This window comes from Flavobacterium sp. J372 (genome assembly GCF_024699965.1).
Classification (GTDB): domain Bacteria; phylum Bacteroidota; class Bacteroidia; order Flavobacteriales; family Flavobacteriaceae; genus Flavobacterium.
In genome coordinates this window covers 3,222,647-3,240,673 of sequence record NZ_JAJOMZ010000004.1, presented here as the reverse complement: position 1 = coordinate 3,240,673, position 18,027 = coordinate 3,222,647, and the positions used below count along the sequence as shown (strand labels likewise).

Genomic DNA, 18,027 nt, shown 5'->3' with positions numbered 1-18,027 from the left:
TCAGTTCTTTGCAATAGTTTCCGTTACGGAGCCACAGCCCTGCATCTTAGCACCGTAGTACGGGTTTTTGATTTCCTTTGTTTCGCTTAACCAAAATGCTCCTTTTCCATCGTTAAATTTGGGACAGGCTATCTTATATACGGGCTTGCCCAAATCGAATGATTTGGCCAAATCGTAAAAGTCTTCGCCTAACATGACCAGGTGTTCTCTTTGGTGGTGGATGTTGCCCAAGTTGGCGGCTATATGCACGCCATTTTCCTCGATGCTGGCGGAGATGTCCTTATAAGCCTTTAGCTGCTCTGCACTAAAACGGGTCGTATCCAAGCTGTAAAGTGTCTTTACCAAGCCCTGCGCCGCAAATACCGCCTCCTTGTCATCATCTGAAGAAAGAGCGGACACCAACTTCCCGTACTGCCCGAACAGACCCGGTATGGTCGGCTCTGTGCTTGCAGTATGATTGGCGTGTGCCGTAGTGTCCGTATGGGTTTCGGCAGAACTGTTCTTCTTTTCCGAATTGCCGTTACATGCCGATAATATAAATACGGCGATACCAAGAACGGTTGAGATTACATATTTCATCGTTAGTTAATTTTAAAAGTTAATTAGTGTTTTTGCTTTTTTAAATAATTGGTGTAGTTATCCCTGCTTTCAAAGTAGGATACTTCACCGTTGTTTCCCGTAACGGCAATCACCGCAAGAGCCTTGTCCACCTGCTTATGGGAATAGGGGTCTACTGCTACCCGCACGCTGGCATCCTTTGGAATGCGCTCCTTGCACATTTCGCAGCATCCGTAGTAGGTTTTACCGCCAAATTTTACGTCAAACTGCTTTTTGCCCATATAGGCATCGTTGACCATGCAGACTTCATCCGATGGAACCAATTCACCTATTTGGTTACTATGCCCGTGGCTTTCCGGAGTTGCCTGCGAATGCTGTGTCGCTTCATCCTTATTTGACCCTACCTGTCCGCAAGCGGTGAATAGCAGGGCTGATAAGGAAATAAAGCCGATTATTATTTTGCTCATGTCGAAACTGTTTTTTAAATTTTATTATTTACTTTCTTCAAACTCTTTTAGCTTGCGCTTCATCAGTTCAATTTCTTCCGCTTGGGTTTTAAGTATGTTTTTTTGCAGCTCTATCAGTTCCGGGTCGGTCAGGTGTGCCTTTTCGGACATCAATATGGCTGCTGCGTGATGGGGTATCATACCCTTTGCAAACTGCTTGTCCCCGACATTGATTTGTTCCCTGATACCAAACCATGAAAAGATGCCAACGGCAACCGAGATGATGGCTATCGCCCAATTCATCTTCCTGTTGGGGTACATCACTTTCATTATCGCTAATTCGATAAGCAGCATTGCCGAGGTCATCAGCAGGGTCATGTACAGGTTATTGATATTGGGTATCAGGTTCTGCCACTCGTCAATCATGGCGTACATGATAAAATACATCACTGCGAACATGGCGACAGCCATCACCGCAAAGCGTTTGTACATGCCCGAAGCATGTTTTGGATTGTGCGTGCCATGCTCCGAGGCATGACCCGCATTGTGATTGTTTTGCATATTTTCCATAACCCGAAATTTATTTGCTGTTAATTGTTTTTTCCACCTTACCGCAGGTCAGCATTTTAGAACCGTAGTAAGGGTTTTTGATTTCCTTGTTTTCGCTGAACCAAACAGCACCCTTACCGTCATTGAACATCGGGCAATGGGTCCTGATACAATGTTTGCGATGTACCGAACAAATCAATCAGGTCTTTCAAATCTTCGCCAAGCGAGGCCAAATGTTCCCGCTGGTGGTGGATGTTGCCGACATTTTCCCCGATATGTTCTGCGTGTTCTTTAGCATCGTCCGCTATGTCCATGTACTTTTTGTGCTTATCGGCAGGAACGGCTTTCATGTCCACTTTATTCAGGGTAGCTAACAGCTTTTTCCCTGAACTGGCGGCAGCTTTGTCATCGTCCGAAACAAGGGCGTTCTTTAAGGACAGATAATCGGTAACTATGGGCGCAATAGAAAAGTTTTTTGTTTCTTCTTTTCCTGTTGCTATTGCTTCCTGACCGCTCGGTGTTTCGCTCACAGCGGGCGCAGCTACCGTATCATCCTCTTTTGGTTGGGAAGCTGGCTGTTCTTGTGATACCACAGCAGTATCATTTGAAGACTGCTCGTTTTTGTTGGATGCCTGATTGCATGATACTGTTACAAATGCCATGATAACAGCAATGATTGATAATGTTAGATTTTTCATTTTATTATTTTTTTAATTAAACAAGTACTTTTTGTAGTGGTTGCCGTTGTGAAATCCCTTACGGACAACCGATAACAGTTTTGTTAAGCGGTACAGATGATATTATCTGTACCGCTCCTTTTTACATTTTTATAAGTATGCCGTTGGGCTTTTTGCCAACGTTAAGGGTTTTTGTTACGGCATGGGATGATACATTGACTACCGAAACCGTGTTGCTTTCCTGATTGGTTACATAAGCGATATTGCCGTCCTGTGTAAATACAATGGCGTGCGCTCCTGCACCTGCATCAAAAACACCGGCGTGCATCCACATACTCATGCCGTTGTCCCAATTCCAGTAATGCACCTTTCCGTTCATTGGGTCGGTAACCCACAGTTCATTTTTTGAAGCATTGTGGGCTGCATATCCGGGCATAAAGCCTAAGCTAATGGTTTCAGTTACCGCATTGGTAGCTACATCAATAACCGAAATGGTCTGTGAAGCCTCATTATCCACATACATTTTGCCGTTAGTGGCTGGCCAGGCTCCTACCGGGTCGTCACCCACGGTCAGGGTTGCAACCACACTCTTGGTCGATGGGTTGATAACCGAAACCGTACCGCTGCCGCCGTTGCACACGTATGCTTTTGTGCCATCCATGCTAAAGGTTACTTCTGCGGGGTCTTCACCTACGGCAATCGTATTTTTGACAGCATAGGTATTGGCATCGTAAACCAAAACTTTTCCATCCATTGCCATTTGCGTTGTCCATATTTCTGTACCATCAGGGGAATAAACGGCATTGTGGTTCATTGCCGGAGTTTCAATGTCTTTTAAAACGGTTCCTTTTACGGCATCCATTATCAGGATACGCCCTTTCATGCCTGCCATGCCACCGGAATGGCCTGCGCTCAAATCCATGCCCGGTACGCCGATAGCTAAATGGTTTTGATGGCTGTAAATGTGATGCGGCCACATGACCATGTTGCCGCCGGAGTTCATGATGTCAAAGGTTTCACTCACGGTATTGTCACTTAGTTTTATGACAGAAACGGTTGCGCTTTCGCCATTGACTACGTAAGCTGCCGGATAATCAATGTTTTTACCCATTGGCATATCGCCCATATCATCTTTACTACAAGAAGATAGAACGGTTAAGGAAATGGTAGTAGCTATTGCCACCAAAGTTGCTCTGTTTTTCATTTTTACTCATTTTTAGATATTAGAAAATATTTGTGTTAATCGCTACTACTATGATGCTTACACTCATGGCGGGACTTTAATTACATTGGAGCAGCGTCCAACTGCCTATCAGATTTAATGGTCATGTCTTTGTCCTGCTCCGCTTTTAAGTATAAACTCACTGCTGATTAAATATGCACCTTCGGTAACAACGATGTCACCTGGTTTTAATCCTGATGTAATTTCAATCCACTGCTTGTTTTGCACACCTGTTTCTACCATGCGTTGCTCAAATGTGTTATCATGGGCCAATACCCAAACGGTTTTCATCTTTTCCAGCAGTACTGCCGATTTAGGAACTGCCAGCACATTGGTAAACGATTTTTCGGGAACGACCGAAACCAATGTGCCGGGTATAAGTTTACCGGCTGAATTGTTTACCCTGATTTTAAGCAGGTAAATTCTTTTGCCTTCTTCTATTACCGGGTTGGAGTAAACCAACGTACCTTTGTAAACTTCTCCGGGATTACTGTCGGCAAACACCTGAAAGGTCTTGATTTCTTCAAGTCCTGAAATTTCATTGGGATACAATTGCGCTTCGACCCAAACCTCATTGAGCGAGGTGATTTTTACAAGTGGACTGCCTTCTGCCACATACATGCCCTCGTTGATGTTTACTTCGCTTACATATCCCGCTTCGGGCGAATAAAATGTAATGAGGGAATTTGTTTTGCCCGATGTTTCCAGTTCGGAAATTTGCTTTTCGGTTAAACCCCACAATGTCAATTTGTTTTTTCCAGCACTTAATAAATCGCTTGTCAGCTTAGATATAGGGATTGTTGTTTTTGCTTTTTCCAGCACGGACAGATATTCCTTTTCATCTGTTTGCAGTTGTTCACTGTAAATACTGTAAAGGGGTCTTCCTTTTTGAAGATATACACCTGTGTTTCTTACAAACAGTTCGTCAATCCTTCCTTTTGCACGGCTGCTAATGGTCTTTACCTGTTCTTCATTAATGGCAACTGTTCCTAAAATAACGGAAGATGATAAAATGTTTCTTTTTCTGACGGTATCTGTTTCAATACCTGCCAATGCCTGCTTATGCTTGTCAATGGTGATAATGTTGCCTTGCATTCCTGCATGGTCGGTTTCTTTCTTCTCTACTTTGATTAAAGACATATTACAAACGGGACAAGAACCAGGTGTTTCGCTTGCTACACTTGGGTGCATGGGGCAAGTATAATAACTGCCGGATGTTTCCTGATGGCTTTCTTGCCCGTTCTTACAACCCGTAAGAATGAGTATTGAAAGCAATATAGTTGAGATAATAAACTGCTTCATGTCAATTTGCATTTAAAAAAGTTTCACTGTCAGTCATCAAACCCGCTTGTTTTGCAATTTCTTCAGTAGGTGAAAGACCGCTTTTAATGATTGTCATTCCGTTGTTGCTTGCTCCAGCAATTACTTTCCGCACCTGAAAAACTCCCGCTCCATTGCGGGTAGTATCTGTTTTGACCCATACGTAAGCATTCAATCCCGTAGTGTAAACTGCCGTTGATGGAACCTGTAAATTTTCATTACCGCTCAAAGCAAAGCCTGCGGTAACAAGCGAATTTATTTTCAGCGAATTATTGGGATTGGGCAACACAATCCTAACTCTTGCAAAACGCTGGTCAGTTTCTTCAAATGTCTTTTCAATCAAAGCAACTTTTCCGTTGAGAAGTTTTGAAGGGTCGCTTTCAGAAACTATTTGTGCAGATTGGTTTTCGTGAATTTGACTTACGTTTCGGTTGGGAACTGAAACCAATACCCAAACTTCCTGTAAATCATTTATATTGAAAAGGGTTTGTGCTTCGTTTACATATGTGCCTTCACGAATTTGCGAAGCGGAAACAGCATAAGAGCTTGTATTGATGGCATTCTGCTGCGTACCCATGTCGTTCATTGCCGATGTGCTTTTTGCAGTAGTGTTTTGCTGCGATGTTAAAGCATTGAAAAAAACATATCCGTTTGAAGGACTGAAAACAGAAACTGTTAGGGCAACTGCTCCCTTTTTTTCCAACTGCGCAATCTGATTTTCGGTAATACCGAGCAGACGTAGCTTTTCTCTCGACTTTTCTATTAAATAATTATCTGCACCTGATTTGAAAAGAAAAAGATGTTCTTCCTGAAAGGTGCGTAAGCCGGGGCTGTATATGTCCATGATTTTATCGCCTTGCTTTACGTATTGGTTGCTGAATTTAACGTATAGCTTCTCAATCCTTCCTCCGAAACGGGCTGCAACGGATTGATTTCTGTTTTGAGCGAGGGTAATAAAGCCTTGCGCTTTCTCGGTTTTTCCACTGTTGCCTGATTGCAGTCTAAAGGTTGCCTGATTTGACAAGACCAGTTTGTTTGGTGAAACTGCCTGCTCCAATTCTTTTTCCACCAACTGCAATTTCATATTACATACAGGACAATCGCCGGGGTGCGGATAGGTTTTATCACCTTCGCAACCCATGGGGCAGATGTACTCGCCCTCAACCTTCTCATGATTTTCATACCCTTGTTCACCTTGTTCATTTTTGCAGGATGATAACGCAGCTACCAAAAGCAAACACACCATAATGCAGATGCTATTTAATTTCTCTTTCGTATTCATATTCGGCTTCCAATTTTAAAATATTGAACAGTTTGTCATACGCTTCCATTTTTTTCATCAGCAACATTTCCCAGGCATCCAGCAGCACAAAAAAATCGCCTGTGTTTTGCTTGTAGGCAAGCAGGTTGGCTTGCAGGTTGTTCTCATAGGCGGGAACAATATTTTTTGTGTAGCTCTGATATTGTTCGTTTTCGTAATTAAGCATCGCAGTTTTTTCGGCTAACATTTTTGAAGCCATGAGTTGCATTGTTTCCTTTTCCCGTTCCATAGACTGAATTTGAAAACCGATTGACTTTACTTCAGAGGAATACATTTTAGACGACCAGGGAACAATGGGAATTGTTACCATTCCCATAACTGACCATTGGCTTGGCATACCAAACATTTGGGCATGTTCGGCACGGATACCAAAGTCAGGTCTTGCGCTTGTTCTCATTACTTTTTGCTCCAACTTCATGGATTGAATGTATTTGTCAAGCGCCGTAATATCACTACGGTTAGAAATGCTTACAGTATCTGCAATGCTGAATAGGTAGTTGCTTGGCGAAATGAGTGTATCAATCTGAAATGGCGTGTTTGCATCACGCAACATCAGCGTGTTTAATCCGATATTGCTTTCTGCAATCACGCTGTTGAGCATCACCAGCATATTTTTTAATTCGGCTAAGCGGGCTTTTGCTTTATATATCGTTTGCAGTTGCGACTGGTTATTGGTAAATTTCTCTTCGGATGTCGTGATGAGCAATTGAAGTATTTCTTCACTTTCTTTTAGAATGCGTTGTTTCTTCTCGGTTACATAACGGTTGTAGTACAGAATTTTCGCTTCACGCCTCAACTCGTTTTTTGTCCATTCACTTTTTGATTTTTCGATTTCAGCCAGTGAACTGATGTAACTTTTCTTGGCGTTCAGTTTGCTTGGATTGGGTATCATCTGTTCAACGGAAAAAGCAATACCCGCCTGGTTCATTGGGTCGTTTTTTTCTTTGAGCATGGAGAAGTCGTAAGGGAAACGCATGATGCCTGTTGAAAAAGTGGGCGGCATCCATGCTTTTGCACCGTCTGCTTTTGCCTGAATAGACTGTATGCTGTATTGGTACTGAATAATGGACGGGTAATTAGTTTCCACCTGCTGCAACAGCTTTTCCAGCGAAATATAAGTTGTGTCTTGAGCGTGAAGCTGGAGCAGACAAACCAATAATACTATTGTTGAAACTATCTTTTTCATGCTCTAAATGTGTTTTAGAATAAAATCAACCCGTTCTTCCGGTGGCAGAACCGGCACATGAACAATAGGGCAAGGGAATGTTTCATACACCTTAATTATCAGGTTATGAATACGGATTTGCTCTGCTTCGTCTTCTAATCTTGCATAGTCGTTGGTAAGCGGCAAACGGTCTAATATGAAAACTTGCTTGTAGCAATATTTATTACACTGTTCTATTAACCTGTCGTCATATTCTAAACCCAAGAACTGATAGTATGCCATTGCATCGGGTAAGGCGCGGTCTAAAAACACCATTTCATTTACATCTAAGGTTGCTTCTTCTTCAATCTGCATATTCAGCACTCCTAACTGAAATTCTTTTTTGTTTTCACGAATTTCTTCAACCGTGCGCCCTTTTATTTTTTGCGTATCAATGTAATGACGTGCATGTTCAATAGTGGTTTTGTAACCTCTTTCGGCAAGCAGGTTTACTACCGTGGTTTTCCCCGTGCAGGGCCCCCCTGTAATTACATTCCAGTTTGTGATAATTTCTTTGTGTTTCATGGCCTTTTGATTTTTAATTCAAATTCGTTTCGCTGATTAAGGACAGGAATTTCACTATCCCATTTATAAACTTCTTTTATTTTTTCCTGCAATCCCTTTGCGCCATCCGCTTCGCTGTGGACAATAAAAATTTTATCCGGTTTGGATTGCAGTTTTCTCATCCAGTCAATCAATCCATTTTGGTCGGCATGACCGGATAATCCTTCAATATTTTCAATATGAGCTTTTACTGCATAGAATTTACCTCTCATCTTGATTTCAGATGCACCTTCAAGTAAAGCTCTTCCTCTTGTTCCTTCCGCCTGAAAGCCAACCAACAGAATAGTTGCGCTTTCATCGCCTAAGTATTTTTCAAAGTAAGTAAGCACTCTGCCTCCTGCCGCCATTCCGCTTCCGGCAATAATTATTTTAGGTGTATTGTCTTCTGCAAGTGCAAAAGTTTCATCAACACTTTTAATACGCTTTATGGTGTTGCACATTTCAGAACATTCATCGGTGGAGAGTTTATGCCAATCTGTATTTCTATGAAAAACTTCCAAAACATTTCTTCCCATAGGACTATCCATATAAATAGGTATATCGGGAATTTTATTGGTCTTTTTTAACTGCCAAAACAGATACATGAGTAACTGTGTCCGCTCTACCGAAAAACTCGGTATGATGATAGTGCCGTTTCTTGCCATGCAACGATTAATAAGTTTTTCCAAATTGTTGATGGCTGGTTCGACAGGATGAAGGCGGTTGCCATAAGTGGCTTCAATAAATAAAACATCCGCTTTTTCAGGCTTTTCCGGTGGAAACAAAAGTGGGTCTATCTCCCTGCCAATATCACCGGAAAAGACTAATGTTTTTTCGCCAATCTGCAATTCAATAAATGTAGCACCAATAATATGTCCGTTGTATCGGAAACGGTATCGGATATGCTCGTTAATTTGTAACCATTGATTGAGGGGTTGCGGTTGAAAAAGCGGCAAAGTATTTTCCACATCAGGCAAGCCATAAAGCGGCAAAGCGGGCTTGTGTTTTGAGTAGCGGAATTTGTTCGCTCTCTCTGCATCTTCTTCCTGAATTTTTGCACTGTCTTTTAAAATGATTTCGGCAATCTGTAAGGTTGGTGAAGTGCCGTTGATTGTTCCGCTAAAACCATGCTTCACCAGTAAGGGGAGGTAGCCTGTGTGGTCTAAGTGTGCATGTGTTAGTAATACTATATCAATAGTTTTTGCTGAAACGGCTAATGGTTGCCAATTTAGTTGCCGGAGTTCTTTTAGCCCCTGAAACAAACCGCAGTCTATCAGTATTTTTTTACCAAAAGCAGTAACAAGATACTTTGAGCCGGTAACTGTTCCGGCAGCACCTAAGAATTGGATTTTGATTTTATTGTCGTTCATAATTATTGTTTTATACTTTGAAATTTCTTTGCTGAGAATTCTTCACACAATGCCGAACATTCTTCCATTACTTTTTCCAACCGTGGTGAATGGATGCCTATGTTTTGCAACACACTTTGATTGTGATGCATGGTTTTACACAGCACTATTTTTCTGTCTAATAATTGTTGTTTCTCTTTTTGGGTAAGCGTTGTAAGGCAGGTTACGGGGTGTAATCCCGAACCATCAATCCAGTCTTTTAACCCATTATGTTTGGGGTAATCCCAACTCACAAGGTTCATATTCATGCACCTTCCGTATTGAGCAGCATCTTCTGAAAAGCGAGTATTGGTTACTACCCAACCCTGATGAAATTTTTCAGAATGACCATCTAACTGTTTCCATTGTCTTTCCACATCTAAAAATCTTGACTGAATGTATAGCGGGATTTTAACATCGGACGAGTAACCCTGACGGTTATGAAATTTGCACTCAATCATAAAATGGTGTTCGTCTTTTTCGGCAATCACATCAATTTCATGGTTTACACAATGTCCTTTTACAATTACGCCCACTTGCGTTTTGTAACCTCTATGTTTTAAAAGTTCGCCAACAAATTGCTCAAACGGAAAACCGGAAGGTCCCAATTCCATAATGGCTTGTTTGAGTTTATAACGTGCTGCTGCCGGACGGGAATAATTTCTCAGCAATCGAAATGCAGTTTTGTAAATCTTCCGGGTGGACATTCCTTCAACCAGCATTTCGATTACTTCATTGGTAATTTCATCTGCCTGTTCGTTAGTTGCACCAGAACGCAGCAACGATTGTTTTAGCTTTCCTTTGTTGAACGGAGCTTTTTCGCCTGATGCCTTAATGATGTTTATATTTTCAGCGTTAATCTTCATCGTGAATTAGATTTGTTCGTTTTAAAATTTGAATAACCAATAGTGAAATCGAAGCAGATACGAAAACAATCAACCAGTCTTCCGCTTTCAGCGACTGAACATTCAATGCTTCACGAGCTGGAGGAATAAAAAATACGGAAACCACGACTAACCCGCTTGTAAGCAGTGCATACCAAACATATTTATTTTGGAATACTTCAGATTTTATAAAAGAAGTTTTGACCGATGCCATGTTGAACACATGGAACAACTGGCAAACAATAAGAGTAAAGAATAAAATGTTGTTGCAGAGTTTCGGGTCAAAGTGTTCGCCTGTATGCAAAACAAAATGGCTAAAGAATACTGCTCCCAATGTGCAAACGGAAATGATTGCCGCATAAATCCAAACAGCATACCACTGTTTTGTTTTTAACAGCGGTTCAGCCGGATTTCGGGGCTTGTGTTTCATAACATACGGACTGCCTTCGCTTACGCCCAAAGCAAGGGCGGGCAACACATCTGTTATTAGATTGATAAAAAGTATTTGCAGCGGAATTAATTGAAAATGCAGATTGGACAACGCAGCTAATGACACCACAAACAATTCGCTCATGTTGCAGGAAAGCAGGTAAATCACAAATTCCTGAACATTAGTAAAAATAACACGACCTTGCTTTATTGCATGAACTATGGACGAAAATTTATCGTCTTTCAATACCATGTCTGACACTTCCTGTGCCACTTGTGTTCCTCTCACTCCCATTGCGATGCCGATGTCTGATTTCTTCAAAGCAGGAGCATCATTTACACCATCACCTGTCATGCCAACGATGTTTCCTTTTTCCTGCAACACTCTTACCAAATCCAATTTATGAGCGGGTGTAACCCTTGCGAAAACAGAAGTGTCAGCCCAAAGATTTTTTTCCTGTTCGCTTAACTGTTCAAAGGGCTTCATGTTCTTGCCGATGACAGGTTGCGTGTTTTCGGATATATGAAGTTGGTTGGCTATATAATTTGCAGTGGCAGGATGGTCGCCTGTAATCATCACTACTTTAATACCTGCATCTTTACATTCATTGATTGCATCAAACACATCTTCGGCTGGCGGATCCATCATTCCGTATAGTCCGGCAAAAACCAAACTGTCTGTGAGTGCAACATCTTTTGAAGCAGTTTCTTTAAAAGCACCAGCAATAACTCTTAAACCGGATGATGCCAATTGTTCAGATTTGTCTTTCCATTGGTTTCTTGTTTCTTCATTCATCTCTTTAATTTCAGAACCGTTAAGAATATGACTGCACTGTTTGAGTATTTCTTCTGCTGCGCCTTTAGCACAAACTATAAAATCGTTTTGATTGCCGTGTAGCGTTGCCATCATTTTTGTTTCCGATGAAAACGGGACTTCATCTATTTTAGGAAACTGTTGACGCAACCGCTCAACATTCTCTCCTTTGTTGTGTGCATATTTCAGTAAGCCCGTTTCCAGCGGGTCGCCAATTTCTTTAATGTCGTTTTCTAAAATCTGAATGGATGCGGTGTTGCATAAAACAGCTATATGCTGAAGGAGTTGTTTATTCTTTTCAGAAGTTTCATCAGCAGGGATTAAATCTGTTACTTCTATTTTATTTTGAGTAAGTGTTCCTGTTTTATCGGTGCAAATAACGGTTGTGCCTCCTAAGGTTTCTACTGCCGAAAGTTTTTTTACGATGACATTATGCCTTGCCATTTTCATCATCCCTTGAGCCAATGCAAGGGTTGCCACAATGGGAAGTCCTTCGGGTATGGCTGCTACTGCAAGGGCAATGGCCGTTTCAAGCAATTCCACATAATCGCCATGCGTGAACATACCGACAATGAAAATCAGCACCACTAAAGCAACTGTTATGTAAATGAGTTTACGACTGAATACCTGTAACTTTTTTTCAAGTGGAGTGGCTGATTGCTCTGCTCCCTGCACGAGGTGTGCGATTTTGCCTAATTCGGTTTGCATACCTGTTGCAACCACAAGGGCAGTGGTGTTTCCGTTGGTAACGAAAGTGCCTTTGTGCAACATATTGGTGCGGTCAGCAAGTGGAATATCTCCCGAAAGTTCGCTTGCTGTTTTTTCAACAGGCATGGCTTCGCCCGTAAGCGATGCTTCATTTATGGAAAGTTGTGTAGCGGAAATAATTCTTGCATCTGCGGTAATCATCTCACCTGCTTCAACAAACAGCAAATCGCCCGGAACTAATTCTTCGGATGCTATTTCGGTCAGCTTACCATTTCTGAAAACTTTGGAAGGGACACTGACCATTTTTTTCAGCGCATTCATGGAGCGTTCCGCCTGCATTTCCATCCAAAAGCCAATGGTTGCATTAACAAGTATTACAAGCAGAATTGCCGTTGCATCCAAATATTCCTGAAACCAAAACGACATGGCGGCTGCAAACAACAACAAATACACCAAGAGGTTATTAAACTGCGACAGGACTATTTTTAAAGGGTGTTTTCCTTTATCGGATTGAATACTATTACTCCCGTATTTTTCAATACGCTTTGCAGCGTCAAGGGAGTTCAATCCTTGTTTTATATCACTGCCAAGTTCAGTGATAAGTTCTGTTACAGGAATTGTATGTGGGTTTACTGTTTTCATTAATCTATGTTTTCTAAAAATTCTACTTTACCATATTTTTTTATTTCTCTTTCCTTGACGATTTGATATATAACTGGCAAAACGATTAATACGAAAAGAGTAGAAGTTATTAGGCCAAAAACAAAAGGTATTGTAATAGGCTTCATGACATCACTACCTACACCTGTTGCCAAAAGAATAGGCATTAAACCAATCATATCGGCCATTACCGTCATCAGTTTAGGTCGTACACGCATTACGGCACCGGAAAACACGGCTTTCTCGACATCTTCGTTTGAGAGTTCAGCACTTTTCTTTTTTCTACTGTATCTCTTATGGCTTCATTCATATAGACGAGCATCAATACACCAGTCTCTACCGCAATGCCGAATAAGGCAATAAAACCTACCGCAACAGCTACCGAAAAATTCACATCGAAAAAATACATTGAATATACCCCCCGATTAATGCAATGGGAATACTTGAAAGGACAATCACCATTTCCTTAACCGAATGGAAAGTGAAATAGAGGACAAAAGCAATTATCAAAAGCGTAATGGGAATGATGATTTTTAAACGGTTCTCTGCTCGAACCTTATTTTCATATTGCCCACTCCATTCAATAAAATAGCCTTTGGGCAGCTTTTGAAAATCTGCATCAATACGTTTTTTAGCATCGCCAACTACGCTTCCCATATCCCTGCCACGCACATTGAACAGAACCGTTCCCCGCAGCATGGCATTTTCAGAATTTATCATTGGCGGGCCTTCCGAAATTTCAACATCCGCCACTGCTGACAATGGAATAACACCGTAACCCGATGTCTGCAAAGGCGTTCGTTTTATTTCTTCTATATCGCTTCTAAAATCCTGCGCTAAGCGTATGGAAACGCTGAAACGCTGCCTGCCTTCAATGGTATTGGTCAAAGGCATTCCTCCTAATGCCATTTCAATAAGCATATTCACTTCTTCAATAGAAAGATTATATCGGGCAATTTCTTCCCGATTAATTCTTATATCCAAATATTTCCCCCCTGTGAGTTGCTCTACATATAAATCTGCAAGCCCATCAATACCTTTCAATGATTTTTCAATTTGCCTTGAAAGGTTGTAGATAGTATCTAAGTTTTGCCCATAAATTTTCACACCAATATCTGTCCGGACACCTGTCGAAAGCATATTGATACGATTGATTATAGGCTGTGTCCAACCACTTGTAACACCAGGTATCTGCACTTTTTCGTTCAGTTCCGAAATCAGCTTTTCGGTGGTCATGCCTTTACGCCACTCCGATTGGGGTTTTAATACAACAATGCTTTCAATCATACTTACCGGAGCATTGTCGGTTGCAGTATAGGCACGACCTGCTTTGCCCAGAACATTTTCCACTTCGGGAACGGACATAATGAGCTTGTCCTGCACCTGCAAAATACGTTTGGCTTCGTTGTTGGAAACATCAGGAAGTGTAACGGGCATAAACAAAAGAGAACCTTCGTCTAACGGTGGCATAAATTCCGAACCCAAACGCACTACAAAAGGAATGCTACCCACCACGATTAAAGCAGCAATAGCAATTACCGTTTTTTTCCAATGCTGGCAAAGGCGCAAAACAGGGCTGTATATTTTTATAAAGAAATTTGCAACGGGGTTTCTGCTTTCAGGAATGAGCTTGCCTTTCATTAAAGAACGCAACAGCATTGGGACAACAAATAATGCTATAATGGCGGAGCCAATCATAGTAAAGGTTTTTGTCCATACCAAAGGCGAAAACATTTTCTTTTCCTGCCCTTCGAGAAACAATATGGGAGAGAATGAAATGAGCGTTACCAATATGGAAAAGAAAACGGCTCTTCCAACAGTGCGTGATGAGCGTTCAATGATTTTGATACGTTCTTCCTCACTCAATTCTTTTGTATTTCCTATTCTTTGCTTTTCCATTATTCTTCTGATTTTAAAACTGCTTTTACTAAACCTTTATAAGCGTTTTCAGTCATCACAATTCCCGCATCCACCAAATCGCCAATGGCTAAGGCAATACCGCCCAATGACATAATGTTGAGTGAAATGCCAAACATTTTCACGAACATAAAGCCAATCAGCACCGACAAGGGAATGGTAACAATGGCCACTACTGCGCTTCGCACATGGAAAAGAAAAATCAGCACCACTAATGAAACCACAATAATTTCTTCCCACAACGCCTCTTTCAATGTTGCAATGGCAGCTTCAATTAAATTGCTACGGTCGTAAGCAATTTTAATCTTCACTCCGGGAGGCAAACCTTTTTCCACATCGCCTAACCTTTCTTTTACACGGTCAATCACTTCTTTTGCATTTTCGCCATATCTGGCAACCACCACACCGCCCACTACTTCGCCTTCGCCGTTTTCTTCTACAATTCCCAATCGGATGTCGCTGCTCATTTGTACATCGGCAACATCTTTCAGCTTGATGGGAATGGATTTATTTGAGCCAACGGAAATTTCTTCTATATCCCGGATGTCTTTGATATAACCTAATCCTCTAATCATATAACCCATACGGTTCATTTCATAGATACTTCCTCCAACGTCACGATTGTTGGCTTTAAGGGCATTTGCCACATCCATTGCTGAAATGTTGTAGTAAATAAGTTTGTTGGGATTGACGCTCACCTGATATTGTTTTTGGAAACCTCCGAAAGAGGCCACCTCGCTCACACCTTCTACATTCTGCATTGCAAATTTTACATACCAGTCCTGCACTGCACGGAGTTCGCCCAAATCGTAACCATCGCCCTGAAGCGTGTACCAAAAAACATGACCCACGCCTGTTCCATCGGGACCGAGAGTGGGAGTTACCCCTTGTGGTAATGCTTTTTGAGCGAAGTTCAACCGCTCCAAAACACGGGTTCTTGCCCAATAGATTTCTGCATCGTCATTAAATACAACAAAGATGAAACTCATGCCAAACATAGATGCTGCACGAATGGCCTTAACGTTGGGAATACCCTGCAAGTTGGAAACCAAAGGGTAGGTAATCTGGTCTTCCATGATTTGGGGGTTACGTCCCATCCATTCGGTGTAAACGATGACCTGATTTTCGGAAAGGTCGGGGATGGCATCAACCGGTGTGGTCATTACCGACCATACGCCCCCAACCACAATCAGCAGTATGCCTATCCACACGAAAAAGCGGTTGTGCGTTGACCATGAAATAATTTTCTCTATCATGACAGTCTCCTTTTTAAAAGTTGGGAATTAATCGCTACTACTATCGTACTTACGCTCATCAATACCGCACCCATTGCTGGGCTTAAAACAAAATTTGGATAGAATATACCTGCTGCAAGTGGTATTGCCACCACGTTGTAGCCAACCGCCCATATCAGGTTCTGTATCATTTTCTTGTAGGTAAGTCTGCCAAAGTCAATCAGTTTGACCACATCCCTCGGGTCGCTGTCCACCAATATGATATCGGCTGTTTCGGCAGCCACGTCCGTACCGGAACCCACGGCAATTCCAACATCTGCCTGTGCCAGTGCAGGTGCATCATTTACACCATCACCAGTCATTGCTACGATTTCGCCTTTTGCCTGAAACTCCTTTACTTTCTCCTGCTTGTTATGCGGAAGCACATTGGCCAAATACCCGTCCATACCCAATTTTCCGGCTACGGCAGCAGCAATCCTGTCGTTGTCCCCGGTGAGCAGAAAGGACTTGATGCCCATTTTTTTGAGTTCCTCAATCGCCTGTGCCGAACCCTCACGGATGCTGTCTGCCAAAGTAATGATGCCGATTACCCTGTCATCAATGAGGACAAAGTTGACCGTTTCGGCTTCCTGATTGATTTCGCTTGGTATTTCCGGCAGGGAAAGGTGGTTTTCGGTGAAATAATTCGGGCCGCCAGCTACGATATTTTTGCCGTTCACGACACCTTTTACACCTATGCCCTGCATATAGCTAAAGTTTTCAGATTTCCATAAGGCAAGGCTCTTTTCTTTCAATGTAGCCATAATGCCTTTAGCAATATGGTGTTCCGAATTTTGCTGTACTGCGGCAGCATACTGGATAACCTCATCGGCATTATATTCATCCGTTAACGGTATAACCTTTTCTACTGCATGGGAACCTTTGGTGAGTGTACCAGTCTTATCAAAAATGACGGTGGAAAGTTTGCGGGTGGTTTCAAATGCCGTACGGTTGCGGATGAGCAGGCCATTGGTCGCCGAAAGCGTTGTGGAAATGGCGACCACCAACGGGATAGCCACGCCCAATGCGTGCGGGCAGGCCGTTACCATCACCGTCACCATTCTTTCAAGCGCAAAGGCAATATCTCCACTGCTTGCATACCAATAGGCAAATGTGCCTATGCCAACGGCAATGGCAATAAAGGTGAGCCATTTGGCAACTTTGTCCGCAAGGTTCTGTGTATTAGACTTGGTAGCCTGCGCTTCCTGCACAAGATTGATAACCCTGTTCAGGTAGCTGTCTTTTCCCACGGCTGTTACCTTGACTTTCAGCGCACCATCGCCATTGATAGAGCCTGCGATGACCTTTCCGTCTTTTTCCTTTTTTACGGGAACACTTTCTCCGGTAAGCATACTCTCGTTGATATACGAAAGCCCCTCCAGTACCAATCCATCGGCTGGAATTTTTTCACCCGGTTTTATGATAGCCGTTTCACCGCTTTGCAGGTCTTCGAGCTTTATCTTTACGGCTTCTCCGCCACGTTCCACGGTAACATCGTTGGGCAGCAAAGCCACCAATGACTGCAATGCCCGTGAAGCAGCCATTTGGGAACGCATTTCCAGCCAATGCCCTAACAGCATGATGTCAATAAGGGTTGCCAGTTCCCAAAAGAAGTCCATACCCTGCAAGCCAAATACAACGGCTACGGAATAGACATAGGCTACGGATATGGCAATGGCGACAAGGGTCATCATGCCTATGGCCTTGGCTTTTATCTCGCCAATCATTCCTTTTAGGAATGGCAAGCCTCCATAGCTATAAATCACCGTACCCAATGCCAGCAGCACATATTTATCGCCATTGAAAACAAGGGAGAAACCTAACCATTGCTGTATCATGTGCGACAGGAGCAGGATAGGGATTGTAATGACAAGGCTTATCCAAAAACGTGTGAGGAAATCGCCTGTATGATGTCCCTCATGTTTATTAAAGTTTTCATCAGCATGGCCATGTTGAGAATGCCCGGAATGCCCATGTTCTGATGTGTGTTCATGAGAAGCTGACGTACCGCCAACGTGAACCAATGCCATGCCACAAAGAGGGCATTTGCCTGGTTCGTCTTTTAGCACCTGCGGGTGCATAGGACACGTGTATTTTTTCATAACAAGGGATT

Annotated in this window: 17 protein-coding genes; all 17 read right to left on the bottom strand. The window is 42.4% G+C overall.

Annotation, left to right across the window (positions count from 1 at the left end; translation table 11 throughout):
- Positions 1–579 (bottom strand): DUF3347 domain-containing protein, encoded by a 579-nt coding sequence (locus LRS05_RS15930; RefSeq protein WP_223053830.1) that lies wholly within the window; start codon positions 577–579, stop codon positions 1–3.
- A gap of 23 nt (positions 580–602) precedes the next feature.
- Complete coding sequence (locus LRS05_RS15925) at positions 603–1,025, bottom strand: hypothetical protein (RefSeq protein WP_223053831.1); 423 nt, start codon at positions 1,023–1,025, stop codon at positions 603–605.
- Between the two features lie 24 nt (positions 1,026–1,049).
- Positions 1,050–1,574, bottom strand: a complete 525-nt coding sequence (locus LRS05_RS15920) for a DUF305 domain-containing protein (protein WP_084018986.1) — start codon at positions 1,572–1,574, stop codon at positions 1,050–1,052.
- Between the two features lie 119 nt (positions 1,575–1,693).
- Complete coding sequence (locus tag LRS05_RS15915; RefSeq protein ID WP_257869184.1) at positions 1,694–2,251, bottom strand: DUF3347 domain-containing protein; 558 nt, start codon at positions 2,249–2,251, stop codon at positions 1,694–1,696.
- Between the two features lie 121 nt (positions 2,252–2,372).
- The gene (locus tag LRS05_RS15910; RefSeq protein ID WP_223053833.1) at positions 2,373–3,434 is read right to left on the bottom strand and encodes a YncE family protein; all 1,062 of its coding nucleotides are present in this window, start codon (positions 3,432–3,434) and stop codon (positions 2,373–2,375) included.
- Between the two features lie 114 nt (positions 3,435–3,548).
- Positions 3,549–4,754: an efflux RND transporter periplasmic adaptor subunit gene (locus LRS05_RS15905; RefSeq protein ID WP_257869183.1), complete on the bottom strand. Its 1,206-nt coding sequence runs from the start codon at positions 4,752–4,754 to the stop codon at positions 3,549–3,551.
- Between the two features lies 1 nt (position 4,755).
- Positions 4,756–6,054, bottom strand: a complete 1,299-nt coding sequence (locus tag LRS05_RS15900; protein ID WP_223053835.1) for an efflux RND transporter periplasmic adaptor subunit — start codon at positions 6,052–6,054, stop codon at positions 4,756–4,758.
- The gene (locus LRS05_RS15895; protein WP_223053836.1) at positions 6,029–7,279 is read right to left on the bottom strand and encodes a TolC family protein; all 1,251 of its coding nucleotides are present in this window, start codon (positions 7,277–7,279) and stop codon (positions 6,029–6,031) included. Before LRS05_RS15895 ends, LRS05_RS15900 begins: the two co-directional genes overlap by 26 nt.
- 3 nt (positions 7,280–7,282) lie before the next feature.
- Complete coding sequence (locus tag LRS05_RS15890; RefSeq protein ID WP_223053837.1) at positions 7,283–7,822, bottom strand: AAA family ATPase; 540 nt, start codon at positions 7,820–7,822, stop codon at positions 7,283–7,285.
- Entirely contained in the window at positions 7,819–9,210 is a 1,392-nt protein-coding gene (locus tag LRS05_RS15885; RefSeq protein ID WP_223053838.1) for an MBL fold metallo-hydrolase RNA specificity domain-containing protein, read from the bottom strand. Before LRS05_RS15885 ends, LRS05_RS15890 begins: the two co-directional genes overlap by 4 nt.
- Positions 9,211–9,212: 2 nt before the next feature.
- Positions 9,213–10,094, bottom strand: coding sequence for a restriction endonuclease (locus tag LRS05_RS15880; protein ID WP_223053839.1), 882 nt, complete (start codon positions 10,092–10,094; stop codon positions 9,213–9,215).
- On the bottom strand, positions 10,084–12,705 hold the full coding sequence (locus tag LRS05_RS15875) for a cation-translocating P-type ATPase (RefSeq protein ID WP_223053840.1): 2,622 nt from the start codon (positions 12,703–12,705) through the stop codon (positions 10,084–10,086). Before LRS05_RS15875 ends, LRS05_RS15880 begins: the two co-directional genes overlap by 11 nt.
- Complete coding sequence (locus tag LRS05_RS15870) at positions 12,705–12,941, bottom strand: efflux RND transporter permease subunit (RefSeq protein WP_257869290.1); 237 nt, start codon at positions 12,939–12,941, stop codon at positions 12,705–12,707. The genes LRS05_RS15875 and LRS05_RS15870 overlap by 1 nt, the downstream gene beginning before the upstream one ends.
- Entirely contained in the window at positions 12,941–13,117 is a 177-nt protein-coding gene (locus LRS05_RS15865; RefSeq protein ID WP_257869182.1) for a hypothetical protein, read from the bottom strand. Before LRS05_RS15865 ends, LRS05_RS15870 begins: the two co-directional genes overlap by 1 nt.
- On the bottom strand, positions 13,114–14,622 hold the full coding sequence (locus tag LRS05_RS15860; RefSeq protein ID WP_257869181.1) for an efflux RND transporter permease subunit: 1,509 nt from the start codon (positions 14,620–14,622) through the stop codon (positions 13,114–13,116). Before LRS05_RS15860 ends, LRS05_RS15865 begins: the two co-directional genes overlap by 4 nt.
- Entirely contained in the window at positions 14,622–15,896 is a 1,275-nt protein-coding gene (locus LRS05_RS15855) for an efflux RND transporter permease subunit (protein ID WP_223053842.1), read from the bottom strand. The genes LRS05_RS15860 and LRS05_RS15855 overlap by 1 nt, the downstream gene beginning before the upstream one ends.
- The gene (locus LRS05_RS15850) at positions 15,893–18,016 is read right to left on the bottom strand and encodes a heavy metal translocating P-type ATPase (protein ID WP_236937634.1); all 2,124 of its coding nucleotides are present in this window, start codon (positions 18,014–18,016) and stop codon (positions 15,893–15,895) included. Before LRS05_RS15850 ends, LRS05_RS15855 begins: the two co-directional genes overlap by 4 nt.
- Positions 18,017–18,027 lie beyond the last annotated feature (11 nt).